The sequence below is a fragment of the Lactobacillus sp. HBUAS51381 genome, assembly GCF_012641095.1.
GTDB lineage: Bacteria > Bacillota > Bacilli > Lactobacillales > Lactobacillaceae > Levilactobacillus.
On the sequence record NZ_JAAVSC010000022.1, the window covers coordinates 1 to 17,429 of the forward strand.

Genomic DNA, 17,429 nt, shown 5'->3' on the forward strand with positions numbered 1-17,429 from the left:
TCGCGATGGACACCTTTGCCTTCGGCTCGTGGTTCCGACTACTACGGCCCACAGCGGATTTTCACCGCCTAGTTAGCGCCCATGCCGGGCGCACAGCAACGAGCTCGAAACCAATGGCTTCGAGCTCGTTTTTTGCTGTCTTTAATTCAGTGCCAAGACCATGTCGAGATGCGGAATACCCGTGTCTAAATAAACGGCACTCGTTGGTTGAAAACCAAACGACGCGTAAAATTTTTGCAGGTAAGCTTGTGCTTGAATGACGACCGACTGGGCCGCGGGATACGTTTGCTTGGCCGCGGTTAAGGCCGCCGTCACCAACTGTCGACCGGCCCCCTGGCCACGATTCGTTGGGGCGACCAATACCCGACCGATTCGTACTTGCTTACCTTCGTCGATCAACCGGGCATAGGCCGTGATCCGTCCAGCCTCATCCTGCGTAAACAAATGCTGCGCCTGAACATCCAGATCGTCAACTTCCTGGTAGGCACACGCCTGCTCCACCACGAAGACGGCGACGCGCACCCGATAAATCTCAAACAACTCAGTCGGTGTTAACTGTGAAAACCGTTTTTGTTGAAACTCTGCCATCAAGCCACCTGCCTAGTTTAAATTCTTAATGTGATTGTGGTGCACGAGCGGATATTCGACCGGTGTGTCCCAATCCGTTAACATTTTATCCGTAATCTCCACCCGTTGCAATTCAAAATTGTCGTAGGGTTCCATGTAGTAGGCCCGTTCATTTAGGCCCATGTAACCGCGATATTGCGTGTAATCGCTGCTGCCATCGGTCTTGAGTTTAACCCCTTTGGGAATCGTTACCCCGTCCAACAAGTGCTGCAACAGGTTCATCGTCGATGGCGTATCGGCCGTTGGCTGACTATAGTGCTTGTTGAAGACTGTTCGAATAAAGCGTGAAGGTGAGGTGTAATCCCCGGGCATGCCAAACGCCCCCGTGCCGGGACCCACCGTCTTGAGGTTGAAACCCTGATACTCATGAAGCGGCCGCGTATCCGCCACCAAGGTGCCATACGTACTCAAGTTCTGCAGGTGCCAACTTAGCTGCGGTGAATTCGCCATGACGCCAACGGGATCTTCAATCAGATGTAAGTCTTGATCGGTGGCTTCCAGCACGGCCGTATCGCCAGTTGCATCACTGAAAATGAAGTGAAGGGGAACCGTAATTCCCAACAACGCCACGGGCTGATCGACGATTTGGACTTGCATAATCAAATCACGTAGGTCTGCGACACTCTTCGCATTGCCCAATACCCACGCCGTCAGATCATGGGGCGCAATCGCTAGTTTATCGGCCGGTGCTGACTGCGCATACTTTGCGTAGTCAGAGAAATACAACGCCGCCGCGCCCAAGCCAAACTCATTAACCCCATCAACAAACATGTAATGACTCAGGTTACGCCCTGCGCCCACGAACCCATACTTCGTGGTAAACGCCCCAGCATCCCCCTGAATTTTCTGGTTTCGGGGCATAAAGATTGGTTGACCGCCCAGTTCAAAACCATAATCCATGGTGCGGGCCAAAAAATGGTCACCCCGGCTATTCTCATAAGTCAAACTCGTACACATCAAAATCATCCCGTTTCCAATTTAGTTATCAATCATTTTAACCCTAAATTAGATGGCGTGCACGGATAATCGTTGATTATATGACTTATTTTTAAGAAACCGTCCAAACGGCATAGAACCGCCGTTTTACGGTTTATCCCCAGAATCATAACTGGGTCACAATATTGTCATTGTGGCTAATTGTTTGACGTGTTTTTGCTGTTCAAAGTTTCTCACTCATTGATATCACGTTTTGCCGGTATCCACATACAATATACCTTTTTTCAACATGGTCTCAGTTTTGCCTTACCCCTCATCAATTTGGTACTTAATCTGACTTTCACCATTACCATTGCTGACCACTTGCAACTGATTGGGGACCTGGGTCCGTAACTCGCTGACGTGACTGATAATCCCAATCATCCGGTGTTTTCCTTCTACCGTTTCCAGTGATTCTAGCGCCGTCATCAGGGCGTCTTCGTCCAGCGAGCCAAAACCTTCGTCAATAAATAGCGCATCGACATCCACGCTTCCCGTGGTCTGTTGAATGACTTCCCCTAAAGCCAGTGCCAACGCCAATGCCGCAATAAAGCTCTCGCCACCAGACAAGGTATGCACACTGCGCTGCTCTCCGACGTGATCGTCGTAAACGTTAATTTCAAGTCCGGAATTCTTCTTGTACGTAGCGGGATGGTCATCAACTAAAAATTGATAACGTCCGTTGGTCAACTGTCGGAGCCGCTGATTACCGACCATCAGGATTTGCCGGAGGTACGTTTGCAAAACGTAACGTTCTAGTCCCAATTTACTGTTCGGACCGTCACCATTCACTACGCCCACCAATTCGGTTAACGCCTGTGATTGCTTCAAAGCCGTCGCCTGTTGTGTCATTTGTTGCCGTAAAGTCGTCACGATTTCCGCATTGCGCCGCCACTGGTCTTGCTGGTCGTGGCGTTGATCTTGCAACGTATTAACGTGATCGGTCGCGGTTTTAAGCGCCAATTGCGTCTGTTCACGGTCGGGCTCGGGCTGTTCGGCCACGCGCTTCTGCAGCTCAGCAACCGTGGTCGCCACCCGCTCCTGTTGCGTTTGAAACGCCTGTAGCTGCTGGCGTTTCTGGGTTAACGTTGGCAGTTGGGCCAGTCGTTCGGCAACGTCATCATCCGTGGTTGGGGTCACCGCTTCAAAATGCCGGGCCACCAGTGCCCGCACTTGTTCTTCGGCAGACTGGCACCGCTGTTGACTCGTTGCCAACTCCGTAGTTGCCGCCTTAACTTCAGTCGTCGCGATCGTGAGTTGACTCGTTGTTCGGGTAACCCGTTGCGTAATGGTCTCCCATTCGGCCTGATCAGTCGCCAACTGTTGCTGTAACCGTTGCTCCTGCAACTTAAATTCAGCCAGTGTTGCCGCCTGATCCGGTAACTGTTGTTGCTGGGTCGCCAACTGAGCCGCTAACCGGTCAGCGATGCGGGTCTTATCTTGTTGGGCCACCTGCGCCTTTTGTAAGTCTTGTTCGACCTGTGTGGCGTGTTTTGTCAGCCGGTCGAGTTGGTCTTGGGCCTGCGTGATCGCCGTTTGTTGTCGCTGGTTGGCCTTTAATTCGGTCTGATAACTAGTGGTTAGATCCATCAGTTGCTGGGCCAGCTTCGGCAACTGGCCATCCTCGACAGCAACCGTCACCACCACTGACATGCTTTGACAAAGGGTCTGCAACTCAGCTTGCTGTTGTTTCTTCTGTGTGACCAAATCCTCCTGTAAGTTTTGTTGACGCGTGGTTAACTGGACCAGTCGTTCTTGCTGTTGCTGGGCCAATAGTTGGGCTTGCTTAACGTCAGCTTCCGTTACAGTGGTGTCCGCAACGGCTGCCGGAGCCGGATGATCCGTGGCACCGCAGATTGGGCACGGGCTACCTGGCTTTAATTGCCCCACTAACCGCACAATTTCATGGTTTAAGAGTTCCTGATTCAGATCTTCTGCGTGTTGTCGCGCCTGAGTCGTCGCTGTGTCCTGCGCCACGACCTGGGGGCGTAACGCTGTTAATTGTTGGGTGACTTGGTGAGACTGCTGATCCGCTGCTTGCAGTGCCGTTAGCTGACGATTCCACTCCTTCAACTGGGCAGCGCGTTCCGTCAGCTGCTGACTGGTCTGATAGACGACCGCCTGATCAGCAATCACTTTCTGTTGGGCTTGCTGATCGCGTTGATTCTGCGTCAATTGCTGTTGACTCGTCTCGACGGCCTGTTGGGCAGCCGTCACGGCCGCTTTCGCTTGTGATAATTGGGTTGACAGCTCAGCAATTTGTTGATAAATGGGTTTTATCTTGGCCTGGCGCGCCAACTCATCTTTGGTGGTCGCAATCCGTTGGGAAACGGGTTCCGCCGCTGTTTGTGCGCTTACCGCTGCTGCTTGGGTGACCTGTGCCTGCTTTAAAGTAGCCTGAGCTTGCTGCAAAGTTGTCTGTCGTTGCTGCAGGGCTTGCCGGGCGGTCAGTCGCTCTTGCCATTGGGGCTGAACCCCTTGTGCCCACTCCAGTTCACCAATGACCTGCCGCAAGTGCTGCATCGCCGGCACTTGGTCGGCCAACTTTTGTTGCTGCTCGGTCTGAACCGCTAATTGTTGACGATCACGTAGCAGTTGTTCCTCACGGGTATCCTGCTGGGTTAGCGCCGTTACACGTGTTTGAGCGGCCAGTACGCTGGTCGTAAGCGTGGCAACTGTAGCCTGAGTGGCCTGCTGTTGTTCATCCATTAGTGCCAGCACAGCCGTCGTCTGGTGGGCAGTCAGCAATTCCGTCGCTCGATCCTGATTCTCCTGCGTCCAAATTAGACTCGCCTGGAGCCGCGCCAATTCCTGTGCAACCGCAGCCGTCTGGGCGTGATCCTTGCGAAGTTTATCCCGTAGTTGATCCGTCCACCGGGCGAAGATCTCCGTGTTAAATAGTTGTTCCAGTACGGTCGCCTTATCCTCACTAGGCGCAATGAGGAACCGGCGAAATTCTCCCTGGGGCAACAGAACAATCTGAGCAAATTGTTTACCATCCATCTGCAGTAAATTTTGCAAATAATCGTCGACCTGCCGGGCCTTCGTGAGTTGATCAATCTCTGTTCCCTGTTCAAACACGGTCAATTCAACGCTAGCCGTGGCACGCTTAACCCCCGTCCCGCGTTTCTTCTTCAAGATCTGGGCGGGCTCACGGACAATCCGATACTGCCGATTTCGATGGCTGAAGGTAAAGGTCACCCGGGTGTGATCGCTGGTGGTGGCAAAGTCCGAGCGCATATCCTGCGGCTCTCGATCTACGCCAGAAGACTGATCGAACAATGCGTAACACATACCATCAAAAATGGTGGTCTTGCCACTTCCCGTCTTACCACTAATTAAAAACAAAGGCGTGGCGTCAAACTTTTGAAAATCAATTTTCTCATCCCGGTAAGGACCGAAGAACTGAAGGTGTAAGGTTAAAGGTCGCATGGTTTAATTCTCCTCCTTCATGGCTTCCTGCAAAGTTGCCTTGGCCCACGTTTGTTGTTGTGCCGTTAACGAATGTGTGGTAACCGTATCAAAGAAATCAGCCAGTAAGGTTAGGGGATCTCGTTGGACTTCTTCAATATTTAAGGTCTCCGGCGTCACATCCAATTGGTTCACCCGCCGGAGTTCAATGATTTTAGGAAACCGCGTCTTCAACCGCTGCATGACATTGGCAATCGGTGTCGTATCGGTCAATTCAACGGCAACAAAATCATCGACTGTCACCGGATAGTCCACCGTTGTGTCCATCAAATGTGCGAAAGAATCGGTCAGCACGACGAGATCGTGCAACGGTTTCAGTGGCTTAAAAGTAACCGCAACGGGTGTCTGATCAGTATCCACAATCCAAACGCCCTTGGTATCAGTGGCCTCACTGGTCGAAAATTTCAGCGGCGAACCACTGTACTTGATCACCGGTTCATTCTGCAACGCTTCCTTGCGGTGTAGGTGTCCTAACGCCACGTAATCAAAGGGCGCCAACAGGTCCACTGGCACCGCATTTAAACCACCCACCTGGACCAGCGTTTCCGAATCACTATGTTGACTACCCGCGGCAAAGAAGTGGGCCACCAGCACGTGCTTCATCTGCGGGTCAAATTGCGCTTGCATCGCCGCAACCAGCCGTTCCATTCCAGCCGCAACCGTCTTAATACTGTCATCTTGAAAGTATTGGCGAACGGCAAACGGTTCAAAATAGGGTAATAAAAAGAACTGGGTATTTCCCATCACTACCGGTTTTACACTATCGGCAATGCGCGTTCTAAGGTAAAAATCGGTACTGGCAAACCACTCGCTTCCTTGGCCCAACCGCACCGCCGAATCATGGTTACCACTGATGGCCAATAAGGGCAGCCGTTGCCGACGGTTTAAGTCCACCAACATCGTATCCAAAGCGCTAACCGCCGCTTCGCTCGGTAACGCTCGGTCGTAAAGATCCCCCGCAATGACCACGGCATCCACTTGTTCCTTCAACGCGATTGCTTTAATCTGCTCGTAAGCATCCCGTTGCTCGGTCAATAAATCATAACCGTGAAGTTTCTTCCCGATATGCCAATCGGCTGTATGTAAAAATCGCATGAAGCCATCCCTTTCTACTGATTTTCCGGTGCCCAGTCGCAACTCAACAAATGATCGTTGACCAGACCAGCTGCTTGCAAAAACGAATATACCGTCGTGGGGCCGACGAATTTAAACCCCCGCTTCTTCATCTCACGCGAAATATGCCGCGCCAAATCGGTGGTTCCGGGAATCTCATCGGCAGACGTTACGCGGTGACGAATCGGCTGCCCGCCAACAAAGTCCCAAATCCAAGTGGCAAAATCAGGTGTGTCCGACCAATTTAAGAGTACCCGGGCATTATTAATCGTGGCTTCTAATTTTCGTCGATTGCGAATAATGGCCGCATTGGTCATCAGTTGGTCAACCGCAGCTGGCGTCATGGCCGCAACGGTGGCGATATCGTAGTGGTGAAAAGCCGCCTCGAAGGCCGCCCGCTTATTTAAGACCGTTTGCCAGCTCAACCCCGCTTGGTATGTTTCCAAACACAACCATTCAAATAGCGTCTGTTCGTCATGCTCTGGTCGCCCCCAAACCTCATCATGATACCATTGCATAGTTGGCGAAGACGTCGCCCAATCACACCGTTTAACCATCGTGAACCCCCCTCTTTTGCTGTTGCCTTTACTATACCAGATTCACTGGGAAAAGACCCGAACAAATGTTCAGTTTTATATTTTTGAAACCGTCATCATTGCCGCCATTATTGAAATTAGCAGTTGAAAATTAACAGGCAGTTTTTACTTGACCGCCTCTGTAGAAAAGGCTATGCTATTGTAAATGTTACGTTTTGGGGAATTGAGGAGGTTAGCATCATGCACAGAGCACACCATTTAAAAGCGCGGTCGCTACTAATCGTTGCGGCAGCCGCACTCCTATTTGCACCGGCCGTTGCCACCAGTACGGTCACGGCTCAGGCGGCAAGCGTCACGCCTTCAGCAGCCAAGCTGAAGGCGTCTAAGAGCTATTACCGCAAGCACGCCAAGAGTTTGGGTAAGACCTACAAGCTAGCATTTGATGCGCAGACCGCTTTGAAGAAGAATGGCAAAGCCACCGTGTGGATCGACACCAAAGACGCCAAGCTCAAAAGCAGTGTCAAGATTGCCATGAACTACTGGAATAAAAAGCTCGGAAAAAAGGAATTCGTTCAGGGGTCAAAAAAGCATCATACTTTGACTTTTTCTGTCTCTAAGGCGACGGCCTCTAAGAGTGATCAGAGCGACGCCTGGTGGACGCCTAGCAACAAGCGGCTTCAGGTGCGGTGGTCTTACTACCAAGCTGAAACCAAAAACATCAGGGTCGCCATGACTAACCAGTTGAATGATGCCTTTTACAACAAGTACGCTAACACCATTGAATCACAGGCCAAAGCTAATCTAGCCGCTCAGGGTATCACCTCTGCGGACGCAACCTATCAAGATGCGTTCAACGCCGAAGCCCAGTCTGTTGAAAAGTCTCTGCCAGCCTATACGACCCTAGAGAAAGAGGTTCGGGGCGTTAACACGGTTGCTAAGAACGGGCGGATGTACGAATACGCCAGCACCATTGCCCACGAGTTGGGCCACGTCATGGGGCTCAATCACTCACCGAATCAAGCCGACTTAATGTACTTTGAGAGTGGCAGTAACAACGTCTACAGCTACAAGAAAGTCAAGGCGGGACTGTCCAAGTACAATCCCGTGACCAAGACGGATAAGAACCGGGCCAAACTCGCTCTCAAGATTTACACCGCTGTTCACTAACTTCAAATGATAACCTGAGTCTGGGATAAAACGCCCAGACTCTTTGTGTCTCCAAACTTAAATTGTCGAAACACGGGCAAAGAGTGCTCACACTTGCGCTGAATTTTTACCCGCAATCCAACGCTTTCTACCGACTTGCAATCTAACTGTAATCAATTGTAAATCTGTAGTAACCTGTTAGCCGGCCACGCCGTGTACAATAACAGGTAAAGACTGAGGAGGATGTCATTCATGCAAATTAAGTTACACAAATTAGTTGCGGGGATCGCTGCCTTTGCGGCTGTCTTGGCTGTAGGGGTTAGTTTGAACACGACCACAGCGAATGCTGCTGGTAAGAAAGTTGCCGATATTTCGCAATACCAAGGGAATATCAATTGGAAAAAGGCGTCCCAGGATCTCAAGTACGCCATTATTCGGGTTCAACATGGGAGTAAGGGTGACGCCGGCTACATGGTTGACAGTAAGCGGAACGTCAACGCCAATGGCGCTTACAAGTACGGCGTGCCATTCGGTCAATATATGTTTGCCGAATTTACCAGCGTCAAGGACGCCCAACAGGAAGCCAAAGACTTCTACAAGCGGAGTAACAAGCACACCAAATTCTTCGTCTTAGATGAAGAAAAGCGGATGCCATCTGCTAAGGGTAAGGAACAGACTTACGTCAACGCTTGGTTGAAGACCATGCGTGGGCTGACTGACAAGCCATTAATCATGTACGCTGGCGAATACTACGCCAACGCCCACAACTTGAACTTTGACAAGTTCGATGGCACTTGGATTGCCAAGTACAGTTCCGTTAAGCCACAGGTTAGCGGCACATCCGTTGACCTGTGGCAATACACCAGTACCGGCCGCGTTTCCGGTATTAGTGGTAATGTCGACCTGAACAAGGTGCTCGACAGCGCCGCCGTTAACAAGTGGTTCTCTGGCAAGACGACAACAGACAAGGCAAGTTACTACACCAGCATGACCGATGTTAGTGGCATCAAGACGAAAAAGACCGTCTATGAATACAAGTCAACGTCCTTTGCGAAGAACAAGCGGAGTACCAAAGTGACTGCTGGTCAGAAATTGGCCGTTAAAGCCATCACCAAGAACAGCAAGAACGCCTACCGTTTCCAATTAACCAACGGTAAGTACGTCACGGCGAACAAGGCTTACGTCTCAACTTATTAAATTTTCTGAGGGTCACTGGCCATTGCTAGTGACCCTTTTTGCTGTCCAATTTACCGGCTCTGGCTGGTGGCTTCATCACCTTGAAAGCGGTTAACTATGCTATGATAAGGCTATTAATACTTTGGGAGGGTTTGGTATGCAGCAAGGTCTGTTACTCGTTAATTTAGGATCGCCGGCATCCCCAGAAACGACGGATGTGCGGGCCTATCTCAAGACATTTCTCAGCGATCGTAGCGTCATTGAAATGCTGCCAGCGCTCTGGCAGCCCATTTTACGGGGCTTTATTTTACCGCTACGGTCCTGGCGATCGGCCACCTTCTATCAACATATCTGGACAAAAGAGGGCTCACCATTAATCGTGTATACCCAGAGAATGGCGCGGCAGGTCCAGGCGTTATTGCCCGACTGGCAGGTGCACTATGCCATGACCTATGGCGCCCCAGATATTGCTGCCACGTTGACGACGATGGTCCAACAAGGCTGCGAGCGCATTGTGCTTCTCCCCCTCTTCCCGCAATACACCCAAAGCACCCACGATGGCATCTTCAAACAGGCCGCAACCGTCGATGCACCGCTCCTGACCATCCGCCACTTCTACCAGGAACCGGCCTATCTCGATTTGCTGGCTGATCAGGTGTGGCAAGCCTATCAGCAGGCCGACTTCGACGCCGTTCTCTTCAGCTACCACAGTATTCCCAGCGCGATGGTGGCCCACGGTGATCCCTATCCCGCCGAGTGTCAGGCGACCACCCAAGGGGTTCTCGACCGCCTGCCGGACCTCCCTTCAGATAAGGTACGAACCGTCTACCAGTCCAAATTCGGACCGATGCCCTGGCAGAAACCCTACTTAAAAAATACGCTCATGCAGCTCGTCGAATTAGGCCAGCGTAACGTTCTAATTGCGACGCCGTCCTTTGTGGCCGACTGTCTAGAAACGTTGGAAGAGGATTATGTTCAAAACTACCAGACGTTTAAGGCCAGCGGTGGCGACCGCTTCCAGCTGGTCCCACCCATGAACGATGATCCGCGGTTTGCGAAGATCCTGGCCGCGTTTGCCCAACGAAAGGCCCGTGATGCCCATGCCTGAACCGCAACGCCCCAGCCTCGATGAGGTTAATCGCAGTGTGGCCGTCCCCAACGATAACGCCGCCTTTCTCCCAAAATTTCTAGCCTATAGTGGCCCCGGCGCCCTCGTTGCCGTGGGATACATGGATCCCGGCAATTGGTTGACTTCACTGGCCGGGGGGAGTCAGTACCGCTACCAGTTGCTGGCGGTGCTGACCCTTTCCATTCTGGTTGCCATGTTTATGCAGTCCCTGGCCATCAAGTTAGGCGTGGTCGCCCACCGGGATTTGGCCCAGGCCATTGCGGAACGGGTACCCACGCCCCTACGCATCATGCTGTGGATCTTAAACGAAATCGCCATGATGGCCACCGATCTGACCGGCGTCGTGGGTACCGCCATTGCCCTGAAGCTCCTCTTTAATCTTCCGCTAGTCTACGGGATTCTACTGACCATCGCGGACGTCCTCATCGTCTTAGTCTTTCTACGATTTGGCATTCGACGCGTCGAGTTCATTGTGCTCATCGCGATTCTCGCGGTCGGGGCCATTTTCGCTATCGAGGTTAGCCGGGCGCATCCCGACCTGCCCGCGATTTTCCAAGGGATTCTCCCCACAATAAGCCTATTGACTGACCACCGCAAGCTCATTCTAAGCGTCGGCATCATCGGGGCAACCATCATGCCCCACAACCTTTATCTGCACTCCTCATTGGCGCAAAGTCGCCGCTACGATTACCACGATCCTCGACAGGTCAACGAGGCCTTGCGTTTTGGCAAATGGGATTCCAACGTCCACCTCATCGCGGCCTTAATCATCAATGCCCTTCTCCTGATTCTCGGCGGCACGCTTTTCTTGGGGCGCACGGGCGACCTCACCAGCCTCCGGGCCGTCTTTGAAGGCCTCAAGAATCCGACCATTGTCGGTAGCCTAGCCAGTCCCGTGATGAGCTGGCTCTTTGCCTTTGCCCTCCTGATCACCGGCCTAATTTCTTCCATCACCAGTACGTTATCCGGACAAATTGTGATGGAGGGCTACGTCCACATTCGCCTGCCACTCTGGCAACGACGCCTTCTGACCCGGTTCGTGACCCTCATTCCCATCCTCGTGATTGGCTGGATCATTGGGTTTAATGATCGCACTTTTGAACACCTGATTATTTACGCGCAGGTCACGCTGAGCGTTGCGTTACCCTTCACGCTCTTTCCAATGATTGCGCTCACGGGTAGCTCTAAGCTTCTCGGCAATCATGCCAATCACCGTTGGGTTACCGCCTTAGGCTACTTCGTGACGGCGATCATCACCGTCTTTAACGCGCAATTATTGTGGGATCTATTTTAAATCCACATGACCTTACATCAATTTTGGTAGCAAAACGGGTCTGAGACCAAAAAGTCTCAGACCCGTTTGTTTTACTGTAATCCGGTAACCACTTGTAGGGTGGCCGAGTAATAATTGTGTTTCTCAATCGTTCGTGGCAACTGTTTAGCCGTCTTGTTCTTCAAACTTGTCTGTTTCAACGTCTTCGCTGCGAAATGAATGGGCGCGGTAAACGCCGTGTTCTCGTAAGAATTAACTGCCTTGCCACCTAACGTGTACACGGCCGTGATTTTCTTCTTGCGGTTAAAGAATTTCAACTGCTTAAGTAAGGCTTTCTTCGTCACACTGTCCTTGCGAATCTTATAGGTCTGTGCTAATCGCCAAGGGACTCGGTTGGCATTGTAGCCCACCTGATTATCCGTCCCAGACTCGATACTATACGGCTTGACGGCTTTCAACTTCAGGCTCTTACCCGTCACTAGAATAAAGTCGGGAAATAGCCCCGTCTTGTGGTGTGCACTGAGTTTCTTCACGGCCGCTTGACTTCGCTTAGCAACCTTGGTCCAGGTCGCATCCTTGGTGTACGTCGCAAAGGTCTTGAAGTAACCCGTCATCAGATCAGACGTCCGTAACTTACTCAGATCGTAGCTATTGGTGGCCCAATTACCCATGGTCGGCAAATAGGTCGTGTGGTTAATTTCTTTTTGCTTAATGGCCTTAATCAACTTCTTGGCTGCGGCTCGGTAATTGGTGTGCTTACTGCCCCACTTCTTATCTGCCAAGATCAGAGCGTAGGCGATATCCAAGTCACCGTCCGTTGCGGAATTCTTTTGTGATCCCGTACTGGTCATCTTGCCACCACGCTTCGTTTGCTGCCACTGCATCAAGGGCACCTTGCTGGAAACGCGATGGGCCCGATAATATTTGTACATCTGATTAAAGGTCGTCTGCGTCTTGGCGCCCTTCTTCGCGGCCAAAACGGTTGCCAACATCCCATAACCCTGTCCCTCAGACAGCGCGGTCGTGGCACCTTGGCCGTTATTCGACTTCACGTATTTCTGGGTCTTACCCCCGACATAGGCCTTCTTCCACTGTTGGTACTGCGTCACGGCCTGACTGGTCTTAGCTTGTACGGGTGGGGTTTGTACCTTGTTTAGCCCCACAACTAAGCCGCCCACGAGTAGGACCCCCAGCAAGCCAGCTAAAATTTTACGTTTCTGCATCCAAATCATTCTCCTTTTTGGCGCATCTTTACGTTCAATTATGGCTTATTTGTCGTGAATTGTCGCCGAAAATGACTCATTCCGGGTAAACTGCCTAGAAAGTCAGTGTGTGCTCTTAAGTCGTCAAAAAAACGTCCAGGACTTATCCCGGACGTCAATTTCGTTTAATCGGTAAAGATCTCCTTGGCAATGCCAAAGGCAGACCAGGCTTTGGGCCACCCGACATAAAAGGCCAGATGCGTAATCACTTCAGAAATCTCATCCTTCGTGATGCCGTTGCCCTTGCCAATCTTGAGGTGCGCGGGCAGTTGTTCAAAGTTTCCCGCAGAAATCAATGCGGAAATCGTAATCAAACTCCGTTGGTGCGCAGACAATTGGTCCTCACGTGACCACACCTGTCCAAACAGAACATCGTCATTCAATTCGGCAAATTTAGGGGCAAAATCACCCAAATTATCCCGACCAGCCGTTTGTTTCTTTGCCATTGTTATCGACCTCCTAGTCTAAAGCATCGTAATGGGCATCATCGACTGGTTCCAGCCACTCCGGGGTCCCAGCGGTAATGGCCACGTGGCTAAACCAGCTATCCTTCGTCGCACCGTGCCAGTGCTTGACGCCATCCTTCGTGACGACCACATCGCCGGGATGTAAGCGCCGAGCGGGTTGGCCCGCTTCTTGATACCAGCCTTCGCCACCGGTAACCAGTAAGATTTGGAATCCGTTGTGGTGAATGTGCCAGTTGTTCCGGCAGCCGGGCTCAAACGTCACATTTCCCACGCCTACACTGACGTCGGGATCGTTCACTAATCCTTGTAAATAGCTCTGACCCGTGAAAACGTCCTGGTAGGCCACATTCTTATCGCCCACGGGAAAAATCACACCATTTTTAACGTCTTCATTCTTTGCCAAATTCAAGCACTCCTTTACTATTCTTGGTTAAATTGCTGCAAATAATCGTGGAAACTTTCGGAATCGGCAATGGTATGGTCGACCTTGCCGTCGTACCAGTCAATCTTGTGCCGTAACACCTGCAGATGCATCTGAAGTTCGGCAATGTCGGCTTCGGCATCGTCTTGGGTCTTCCGCAACATTTCTCGACGCTCCGGAATCGTAGCATCCCCCTGCGCACGTAAAGTCACGTAACGTTTGAGATCATTCAGCCGCATTCCCGTTCCCTTGAGATGCAGGATGAACCCCACCCAACGAATATCTTGATCCGTATAGTAACGGACATCCTTGTCATCACGCCGAGACTTGATCAGCCCCTGATCCTCGTAATACCGTAATGTATAGGTCGATAGACCCACTAGCTTCGCAAATTCACCAATCCGATAATGTCTGTCGGTCTCAACCATTTTGCCGCCTCCTTAGCTTCCTAACAAAGTCTAGTAAACACCTTCGAGTGCACTTTAAGTCAAGTCAATTCGGAAAAAATAAAAAAGCCGAACGTCAAGTCCGGCTTTTACCTTATTCTAGAGTCATTTGATCAATCACTAACTGCATCATGCGCTGGAAACGCTCATCAATCCGCTTCTGTGGCAACTTCAAGTAGCCCCCCAATTCCTGCATGATAAATCCAAACAACGCTGAACGATACAACGTTGATTCAACCAGGTTCGGATTATCTGCGCCCTCAAGCACGTGTAAACTCGCAAACATTTGCTTGTATAAGTCCCACAGCGCTTGGTGTGTGCGCTTTAACTGCCGTAAATCATTAGGGTTCATCAGAATAGGGGCCAGATGTTTTTCCTGCCGGCACCCTTGCCGAAATTCCTGTGCAAAGACGAGCAGCGCTTCTTTACCGCCCACCCCAAATAGACGACGCATCAATCGATCGGTCAACTTATTGACGAACCGAAGTCCCACCTGATCTAGCAAGTCATTTAGACTATCCGCATAGTTATAGACGGATTGTGGCCGAATCTCCAACGCCTCCGCCAAGGCACGGATCGTCAAATTCTCCAATCCGTGTTCTGCAATTAACCGATTCGCCTGATCCAATACAATCTCTCTGGTCAATGTTCGCCGTTTTACCACGCTCTCGCCTCTTTCTGGAATGCTCACTATCCCTTATTATACGCTGAACGTGGGCCCTAGACCAACCCCTAAGACGTAACCTAAACGATTCCTTAACGACTCTCATCGTGACCTTCATCGTCCAGAGAAAAAAGGTCAACGAGCGCAACCCACGCCTGGCCATATCCACCGCCAACCAGTCCACTCCCTAGCAGACCGAACAGCAGGCTCCGATTCAACCATTTTCGCGAGGATGCGTGTCTCCGTTGATTTCCAGCCATCACTTACCACCCAAAGCCCCTGCCGACTGGGTGACGACCTGGGCGGCTAAATGATTGGCACGTTGCAGGGCGGGCGCCACCGCCTGACCGGCAGTCAATGCCGCCAACAGCCCACCACAGTGCGTATCACCGGCCCCAATCGTGTTCACCACTTGGACCAGTTCACCCGGAACCATAGCCCCAATCCCGCGGTCCACGTAATAGCAGCCTTGCGCATCCAGGGTGACGACAACTAATGCGCCCGTCTCCGCGTTTAACCGCTGGGCAGTGGCTTGATACGTTTCCGTTGGTACACCTAATTGCTGAATTTCATCCACATTTCCATGAATCATCACGTTTAATTGTCGCAACCGTTCCAGTGTCTCCGGGGATAACTGCCCGATACGAGGGGACGCATCAAAGAGAATTCGCAATTGGGGATGGTGTTGTAGGGCAGTCAAGATGACAGCCGCCGCCTGGGGATCTTCCAATTCATAACCAGACAGATACACACTCTCGTAAGCGGATAGATCCAAGCGCGAAAACCAATCGGCTTGCCAGTAGCGCTCAATCCCGCTGACCGAGAGGAAGGTGCGCTCCCCGGTCGCTTCCACCAGCGAAATATCCCACCCGTTGTCCGCGCGATCATCCGTCAAAAGGATCGGCAGGTTCAAACGGTGAAAGGTCTCTCGAACTACGGTGGCGTGTTCCCCTTGACCGACCGGTGCTAGAAGATCCGCGGCCACGCCCTCATGAGCCAGGGCACGTTGCACGTTAAAGGCCGACCCGCCAACTTGGGTACTGCGCCACTCACCGGCGATGTCTTCGCCACTTCGGGGAAGTCGTTGCACGTTAACCACAATATCGACATACGCGGCACCGATCACCAGTACGCGGCCCATATTAATCGACCTCCTCAGTCAATCGCTTGCCAATTGGTTGTAAGACCAGCATGCAGACCACTGCGGCCAATCCGGCAACGAACACACCGAGGCTGTTATCCCGGAAGATTCCCTGGGCGAACGGTCCGTTCCACACGGCGTTGTTCGTGAATAGAAAACCGGTGATCACCGCAACGACCCAGGAGCTGAGCCCCTTCCAGTTATAGCGATTGGTCGAGGCCAACATCATCTCGCTCACGGCATAGCCCTCGCGGCGGTACAGGACGCTGTCACACAGGAAGACGGCCACCCAAGCGGCCAGACACGTCCCCAGGAATCCCAAGAATAGCTCAAAGTTTCCCATAAAGTCTTCGGCTACAAAGAGCACGTAGACCGGAATTAAGATCACAATTAAGCCGTGAATCATTAACGACTGTGGCTGGGAAACGTGAATCCCCACCGTTTCCAGATTAATCCGGGCTGATCGTAGGCTGATGATGCATTGCGGAATCAGACCGCCGGCGGCCACTAAGAAATAAATCACCGTCATCCATGAGGGCAATGCGTGACTCATCACCGCAATGGGGTTGGCGGCACTGGCTAGGCCGGGTTCAACGGTGCTGAGGAGTACCCCGCCCCACATTAGAATAAACAGTGGAACCGCGCCGCCTAACAAGGTATGCCAAAACGTCGCCCGTTGACTGGCCTGTGGTTTGACATAAGCGCCCCAGTCCGCAGCCGCCATGGACCAACTAATACCGGATCCCGCGGCAACAATGGAGACGGCCGGCCAAAAGCCGCCCAACCATTTTCCGGTCGGCTGTGCTAAAGCCTGCTGCCAATTTGCCTTCATCAAAAACAAGACGAGAATCACCACCGTTAATGCCCCAAAGATCCACGATAGCCAGGTCTGAATCTTGGCCAAAACCGCCTCATCAACTAGTCCCGAGAGAATGACGACCCCGGCAAAGAGAGCTAAGGCAATGGCCGTCACCACCCCGGACTTGGCAACGTGAATGACTTGTAAGAGCGAGACCAGTAACAAGGTCCCGGTAATCACGTTGATGGCCAGCCACCCCACCATGTTGATCCACGCAATACCATTGGGGAGCTTATTCCCCTGCGTCCCATACGCGGCCCGTGACAGCTTAAAGGTCGTCACGCCTTCTCGCTTACCGATCATGGCCACCCACCCCGGAAAGGCAAAGGATAACGCCCCAACTAATGAGGCCAGCGTGGCCTGAATAAATGATAAATGATAGCTCACGATGATCGCGCCAAACACGATCCCCATAATGCCGATATTGGCGGCAAACCAATTGTAAAATAACTTCCCCGGTGTTAACGTCTTATCTTTCTGCGGTACTTTAAGTGTTTCCCCATTCATATTTTCCGAACTCCTCAATTATGTATTGGCTGGTGACGACGGCCACCGCCCCACGGACCTGACCGCCGCCTGACAACAATGCCTCTTAGTCATCCCGTCCTACTTCATTTCACGCCTGCACCCCTCCTCAAAAAATTTGAATATCCCCACTATACCGTAATCGGGGTTAACTGTCAGAGGTGAACACTTACAAATTTATTTATATTATTATTCGGT

The 17,429-nt window shown here is 51.7% G+C and carries 16 protein-coding genes; 4 read left to right on the plus strand and 12 right to left on the minus strand.

Features of this window, described 5'->3' with window-relative positions; genetic code table 11:
* Positions 1 to 141: 141 nt before the first annotated feature.
* The 5 genes from HEQ50_RS08370 to HEQ50_RS08390 all read right to left on the minus strand — a co-directional run bounded on the left by HEQ50_RS08370 (position 142) and on the right by HEQ50_RS08390 (position 6,743).
* Positions 142 to 588: a GNAT family N-acetyltransferase gene (locus HEQ50_RS08370; RefSeq protein WP_168900067.1), complete on the minus strand. Its 447-nt coding sequence runs from the start codon at positions 586 to 588 to the stop codon at positions 142 to 144.
* A 12-nt stretch (positions 589 to 600) separates the two neighbouring features.
* Positions 601 to 1,584, minus strand: coding sequence for a choloylglycine hydrolase family protein (locus tag HEQ50_RS08375; RefSeq protein ID WP_168900068.1), 984 nt, complete (start codon positions 1,582 to 1,584; stop codon positions 601 to 603).
* Positions 1,585 to 1,869: 285 nt separating this feature from the next.
* A complete protein-coding gene (locus HEQ50_RS08380) occupies positions 1,870 to 5,034 on the minus strand; it encodes an AAA family ATPase (RefSeq protein WP_168900069.1) in 3,165 nt (1,054 codons plus the stop codon).
* A 3-nt stretch (positions 5,035 to 5,037) separates the two neighbouring features.
* Positions 5,038 to 6,168 (minus strand): exonuclease SbcCD subunit D, encoded by a 1,131-nt coding sequence (locus tag HEQ50_RS08385; RefSeq protein ID WP_168900070.1) that lies wholly within the window; start codon positions 6,166 to 6,168, stop codon positions 5,038 to 5,040.
* Between the two features lie 14 nt (positions 6,169 to 6,182).
* Complete coding sequence (locus tag HEQ50_RS08390) at positions 6,183 to 6,743, minus strand: DNA-3-methyladenine glycosylase I (protein ID WP_168900071.1); 561 nt, start codon at positions 6,741 to 6,743, stop codon at positions 6,183 to 6,185.
* 219 nt (positions 6,744 to 6,962) lie between these two features.
* On the opposite strand from HEQ50_RS08390, the gene HEQ50_RS08395 reads away from it, so the two are divergent.
* From HEQ50_RS08395 to HEQ50_RS08410, 4 genes are all read left to right on the plus strand, one after another.
* On the plus strand, positions 6,963 to 7,889 hold the full coding sequence (locus tag HEQ50_RS08395; protein ID WP_168900072.1) for a matrixin family metalloprotease: 927 nt from the start codon (positions 6,963 to 6,965) through the stop codon (positions 7,887 to 7,889).
* 231 nt (positions 7,890 to 8,120) lie between these two features.
* Positions 8,121 to 9,065, plus strand: a complete 945-nt coding sequence (locus HEQ50_RS08400; RefSeq protein WP_168900073.1) for a GH25 family lysozyme — start codon at positions 8,121 to 8,123, stop codon at positions 9,063 to 9,065.
* Between the two features lie 136 nt (positions 9,066 to 9,201).
* Positions 9,202 to 10,152, plus strand: coding sequence for a ferrochelatase (gene hemH, locus HEQ50_RS08405; RefSeq protein WP_168900074.1), 951 nt, complete (start codon positions 9,202 to 9,204; stop codon positions 10,150 to 10,152).
* The gene (locus HEQ50_RS08410) at positions 10,145 to 11,467 is read left to right on the plus strand and encodes an Nramp family divalent metal transporter (RefSeq protein WP_370520139.1); all 1,323 of its coding nucleotides are present in this window, start codon (positions 10,145 to 10,147) and stop codon (positions 11,465 to 11,467) included. Before hemH ends, HEQ50_RS08410 begins: the two co-directional genes overlap by 8 nt.
* A 71-nt stretch (positions 11,468 to 11,538) precedes the next feature.
* On the opposite strand, the gene HEQ50_RS08415 is transcribed toward HEQ50_RS08410, so the two are convergent.
* The 7 genes from HEQ50_RS08415 to HEQ50_RS08445 all read right to left on the minus strand — a co-directional run bounded on the left by HEQ50_RS08415 (position 11,539) and on the right by HEQ50_RS08445 (position 17,213).
* Positions 11,539 to 12,669: a glycosyl hydrolase family 8 gene (locus tag HEQ50_RS08415; RefSeq protein ID WP_168900076.1), complete on the minus strand. Its 1,131-nt coding sequence runs from the start codon at positions 12,667 to 12,669 to the stop codon at positions 11,539 to 11,541.
* Positions 12,670 to 12,833: 164 nt separating this feature from the next.
* Positions 12,834 to 13,154 carry a carboxymuconolactone decarboxylase family protein gene (locus HEQ50_RS08420; RefSeq protein ID WP_168900077.1) on the minus strand — a complete coding sequence of 107 codons (321 nt, stop codon included), beginning with the start codon at positions 13,152 to 13,154 and terminating at the stop codon, positions 12,834 to 12,836.
* 13 nt (positions 13,155 to 13,167) lie between these two features.
* Entirely contained in the window at positions 13,168 to 13,578 is a 411-nt protein-coding gene (locus HEQ50_RS08425) for a cupin domain-containing protein (RefSeq protein WP_168900078.1), read from the minus strand.
* A 17-nt stretch (positions 13,579 to 13,595) separates the two neighbouring features.
* The gene (locus tag HEQ50_RS08430) at positions 13,596 to 14,024 is read right to left on the minus strand and encodes a MerR family transcriptional regulator (RefSeq protein ID WP_168900079.1); all 429 of its coding nucleotides are present in this window, start codon (positions 14,022 to 14,024) and stop codon (positions 13,596 to 13,598) included.
* Between the two features lie 112 nt (positions 14,025 to 14,136).
* Positions 14,137 to 14,706 (minus strand): TetR/AcrR family transcriptional regulator, encoded by a 570-nt coding sequence (locus tag HEQ50_RS08435; RefSeq protein WP_168900080.1) that lies wholly within the window; start codon positions 14,704 to 14,706, stop codon positions 14,137 to 14,139.
* Positions 14,707 to 14,965: 259 nt separating this feature from the next.
* On the minus strand, positions 14,966 to 15,847 hold the full coding sequence (locus HEQ50_RS08440) for a PfkB family carbohydrate kinase (RefSeq protein ID WP_168900081.1): 882 nt from the start codon (positions 15,845 to 15,847) through the stop codon (positions 14,966 to 14,968).
* 1 nt (position 15,848) lies between these two features.
* Complete coding sequence (locus tag HEQ50_RS08445; protein ID WP_168900082.1) at positions 15,849 to 17,213, minus strand: cytosine permease; 1,365 nt, start codon at positions 17,211 to 17,213, stop codon at positions 15,849 to 15,851.
* Positions 17,214 to 17,429 lie beyond the last annotated feature (216 nt).

Excerpts from the sequence above, each read along its gene's own strand:
- HEQ50_RS08440 (WP_168900081.1), bottom strand. The coding sequence starts at position 15,847 with ATGGGCCGCGTACTGGTGATCGGTGCCGCGTATGTCGATATTGTGGTT.
- HEQ50_RS08370 (WP_168900067.1), bottom strand. The coding sequence starts at position 588 with ATGGCAGAGTTTCAACAAAAACGGTTTTCACAGTTAACACCGACTGAG.
- HEQ50_RS08420 (WP_168900077.1), bottom strand. The coding sequence starts at position 13,154 with ATGGCAAAGAAACAAACGGCTGGTCGGGATAATTTGGGTGATTTTGCC.
- HEQ50_RS08390 (WP_168900071.1), bottom strand. The coding sequence starts at position 6,743 with ATGGTTAAACGGTGTGATTGGGCGACGTCTTCGCCAACTATGCAATGG.
- HEQ50_RS08380 (WP_168900069.1), bottom strand. The coding sequence starts at position 5,034 with ATGCGACCTTTAACCTTACACCTTCAGTTCTTCGGTCCTTACCGGGAT.
- HEQ50_RS08375 (WP_168900068.1), bottom strand. The coding sequence starts at position 1,584 with ATGTGTACGAGTTTGACTTATGAGAATAGCCGGGGTGACCATTTTTTG.
- HEQ50_RS08410 (WP_370520139.1), top strand. The coding sequence starts at position 10,145 with ATGCCTGAACCGCAACGCCCCAGCCTCGATGAGGTTAATCGCAGTGTG.
- HEQ50_RS08385 (WP_168900070.1), bottom strand. The coding sequence starts at position 6,168 with ATGCGATTTTTACATACAGCCGATTGGCATATCGGGAAGAAACTTCAC.
- HEQ50_RS08415 (WP_168900076.1), bottom strand. The coding sequence starts at position 12,669 with ATGCAGAAACGTAAAATTTTAGCTGGCTTGCTGGGGGTCCTACTCGTG.
- hemH (WP_168900074.1), top strand. The coding sequence starts at position 9,202 with ATGCAGCAAGGTCTGTTACTCGTTAATTTAGGATCGCCGGCATCCCCA.
- HEQ50_RS08400 (WP_168900073.1), top strand. The coding sequence starts at position 8,121 with ATGCAAATTAAGTTACACAAATTAGTTGCGGGGATCGCTGCCTTTGCG.
- HEQ50_RS08430 (WP_168900079.1), bottom strand. The coding sequence starts at position 14,024 with ATGGTTGAGACCGACAGACATTATCGGATTGGTGAATTTGCGAAGCTA.
- HEQ50_RS08395 (WP_168900072.1), top strand. The coding sequence starts at position 6,963 with ATGCACAGAGCACACCATTTAAAAGCGCGGTCGCTACTAATCGTTGCG.
- HEQ50_RS08445 (WP_168900082.1), bottom strand. The coding sequence starts at position 17,213 with ATGAATGGGGAAACACTTAAAGTACCGCAGAAAGATAAGACGTTAACA.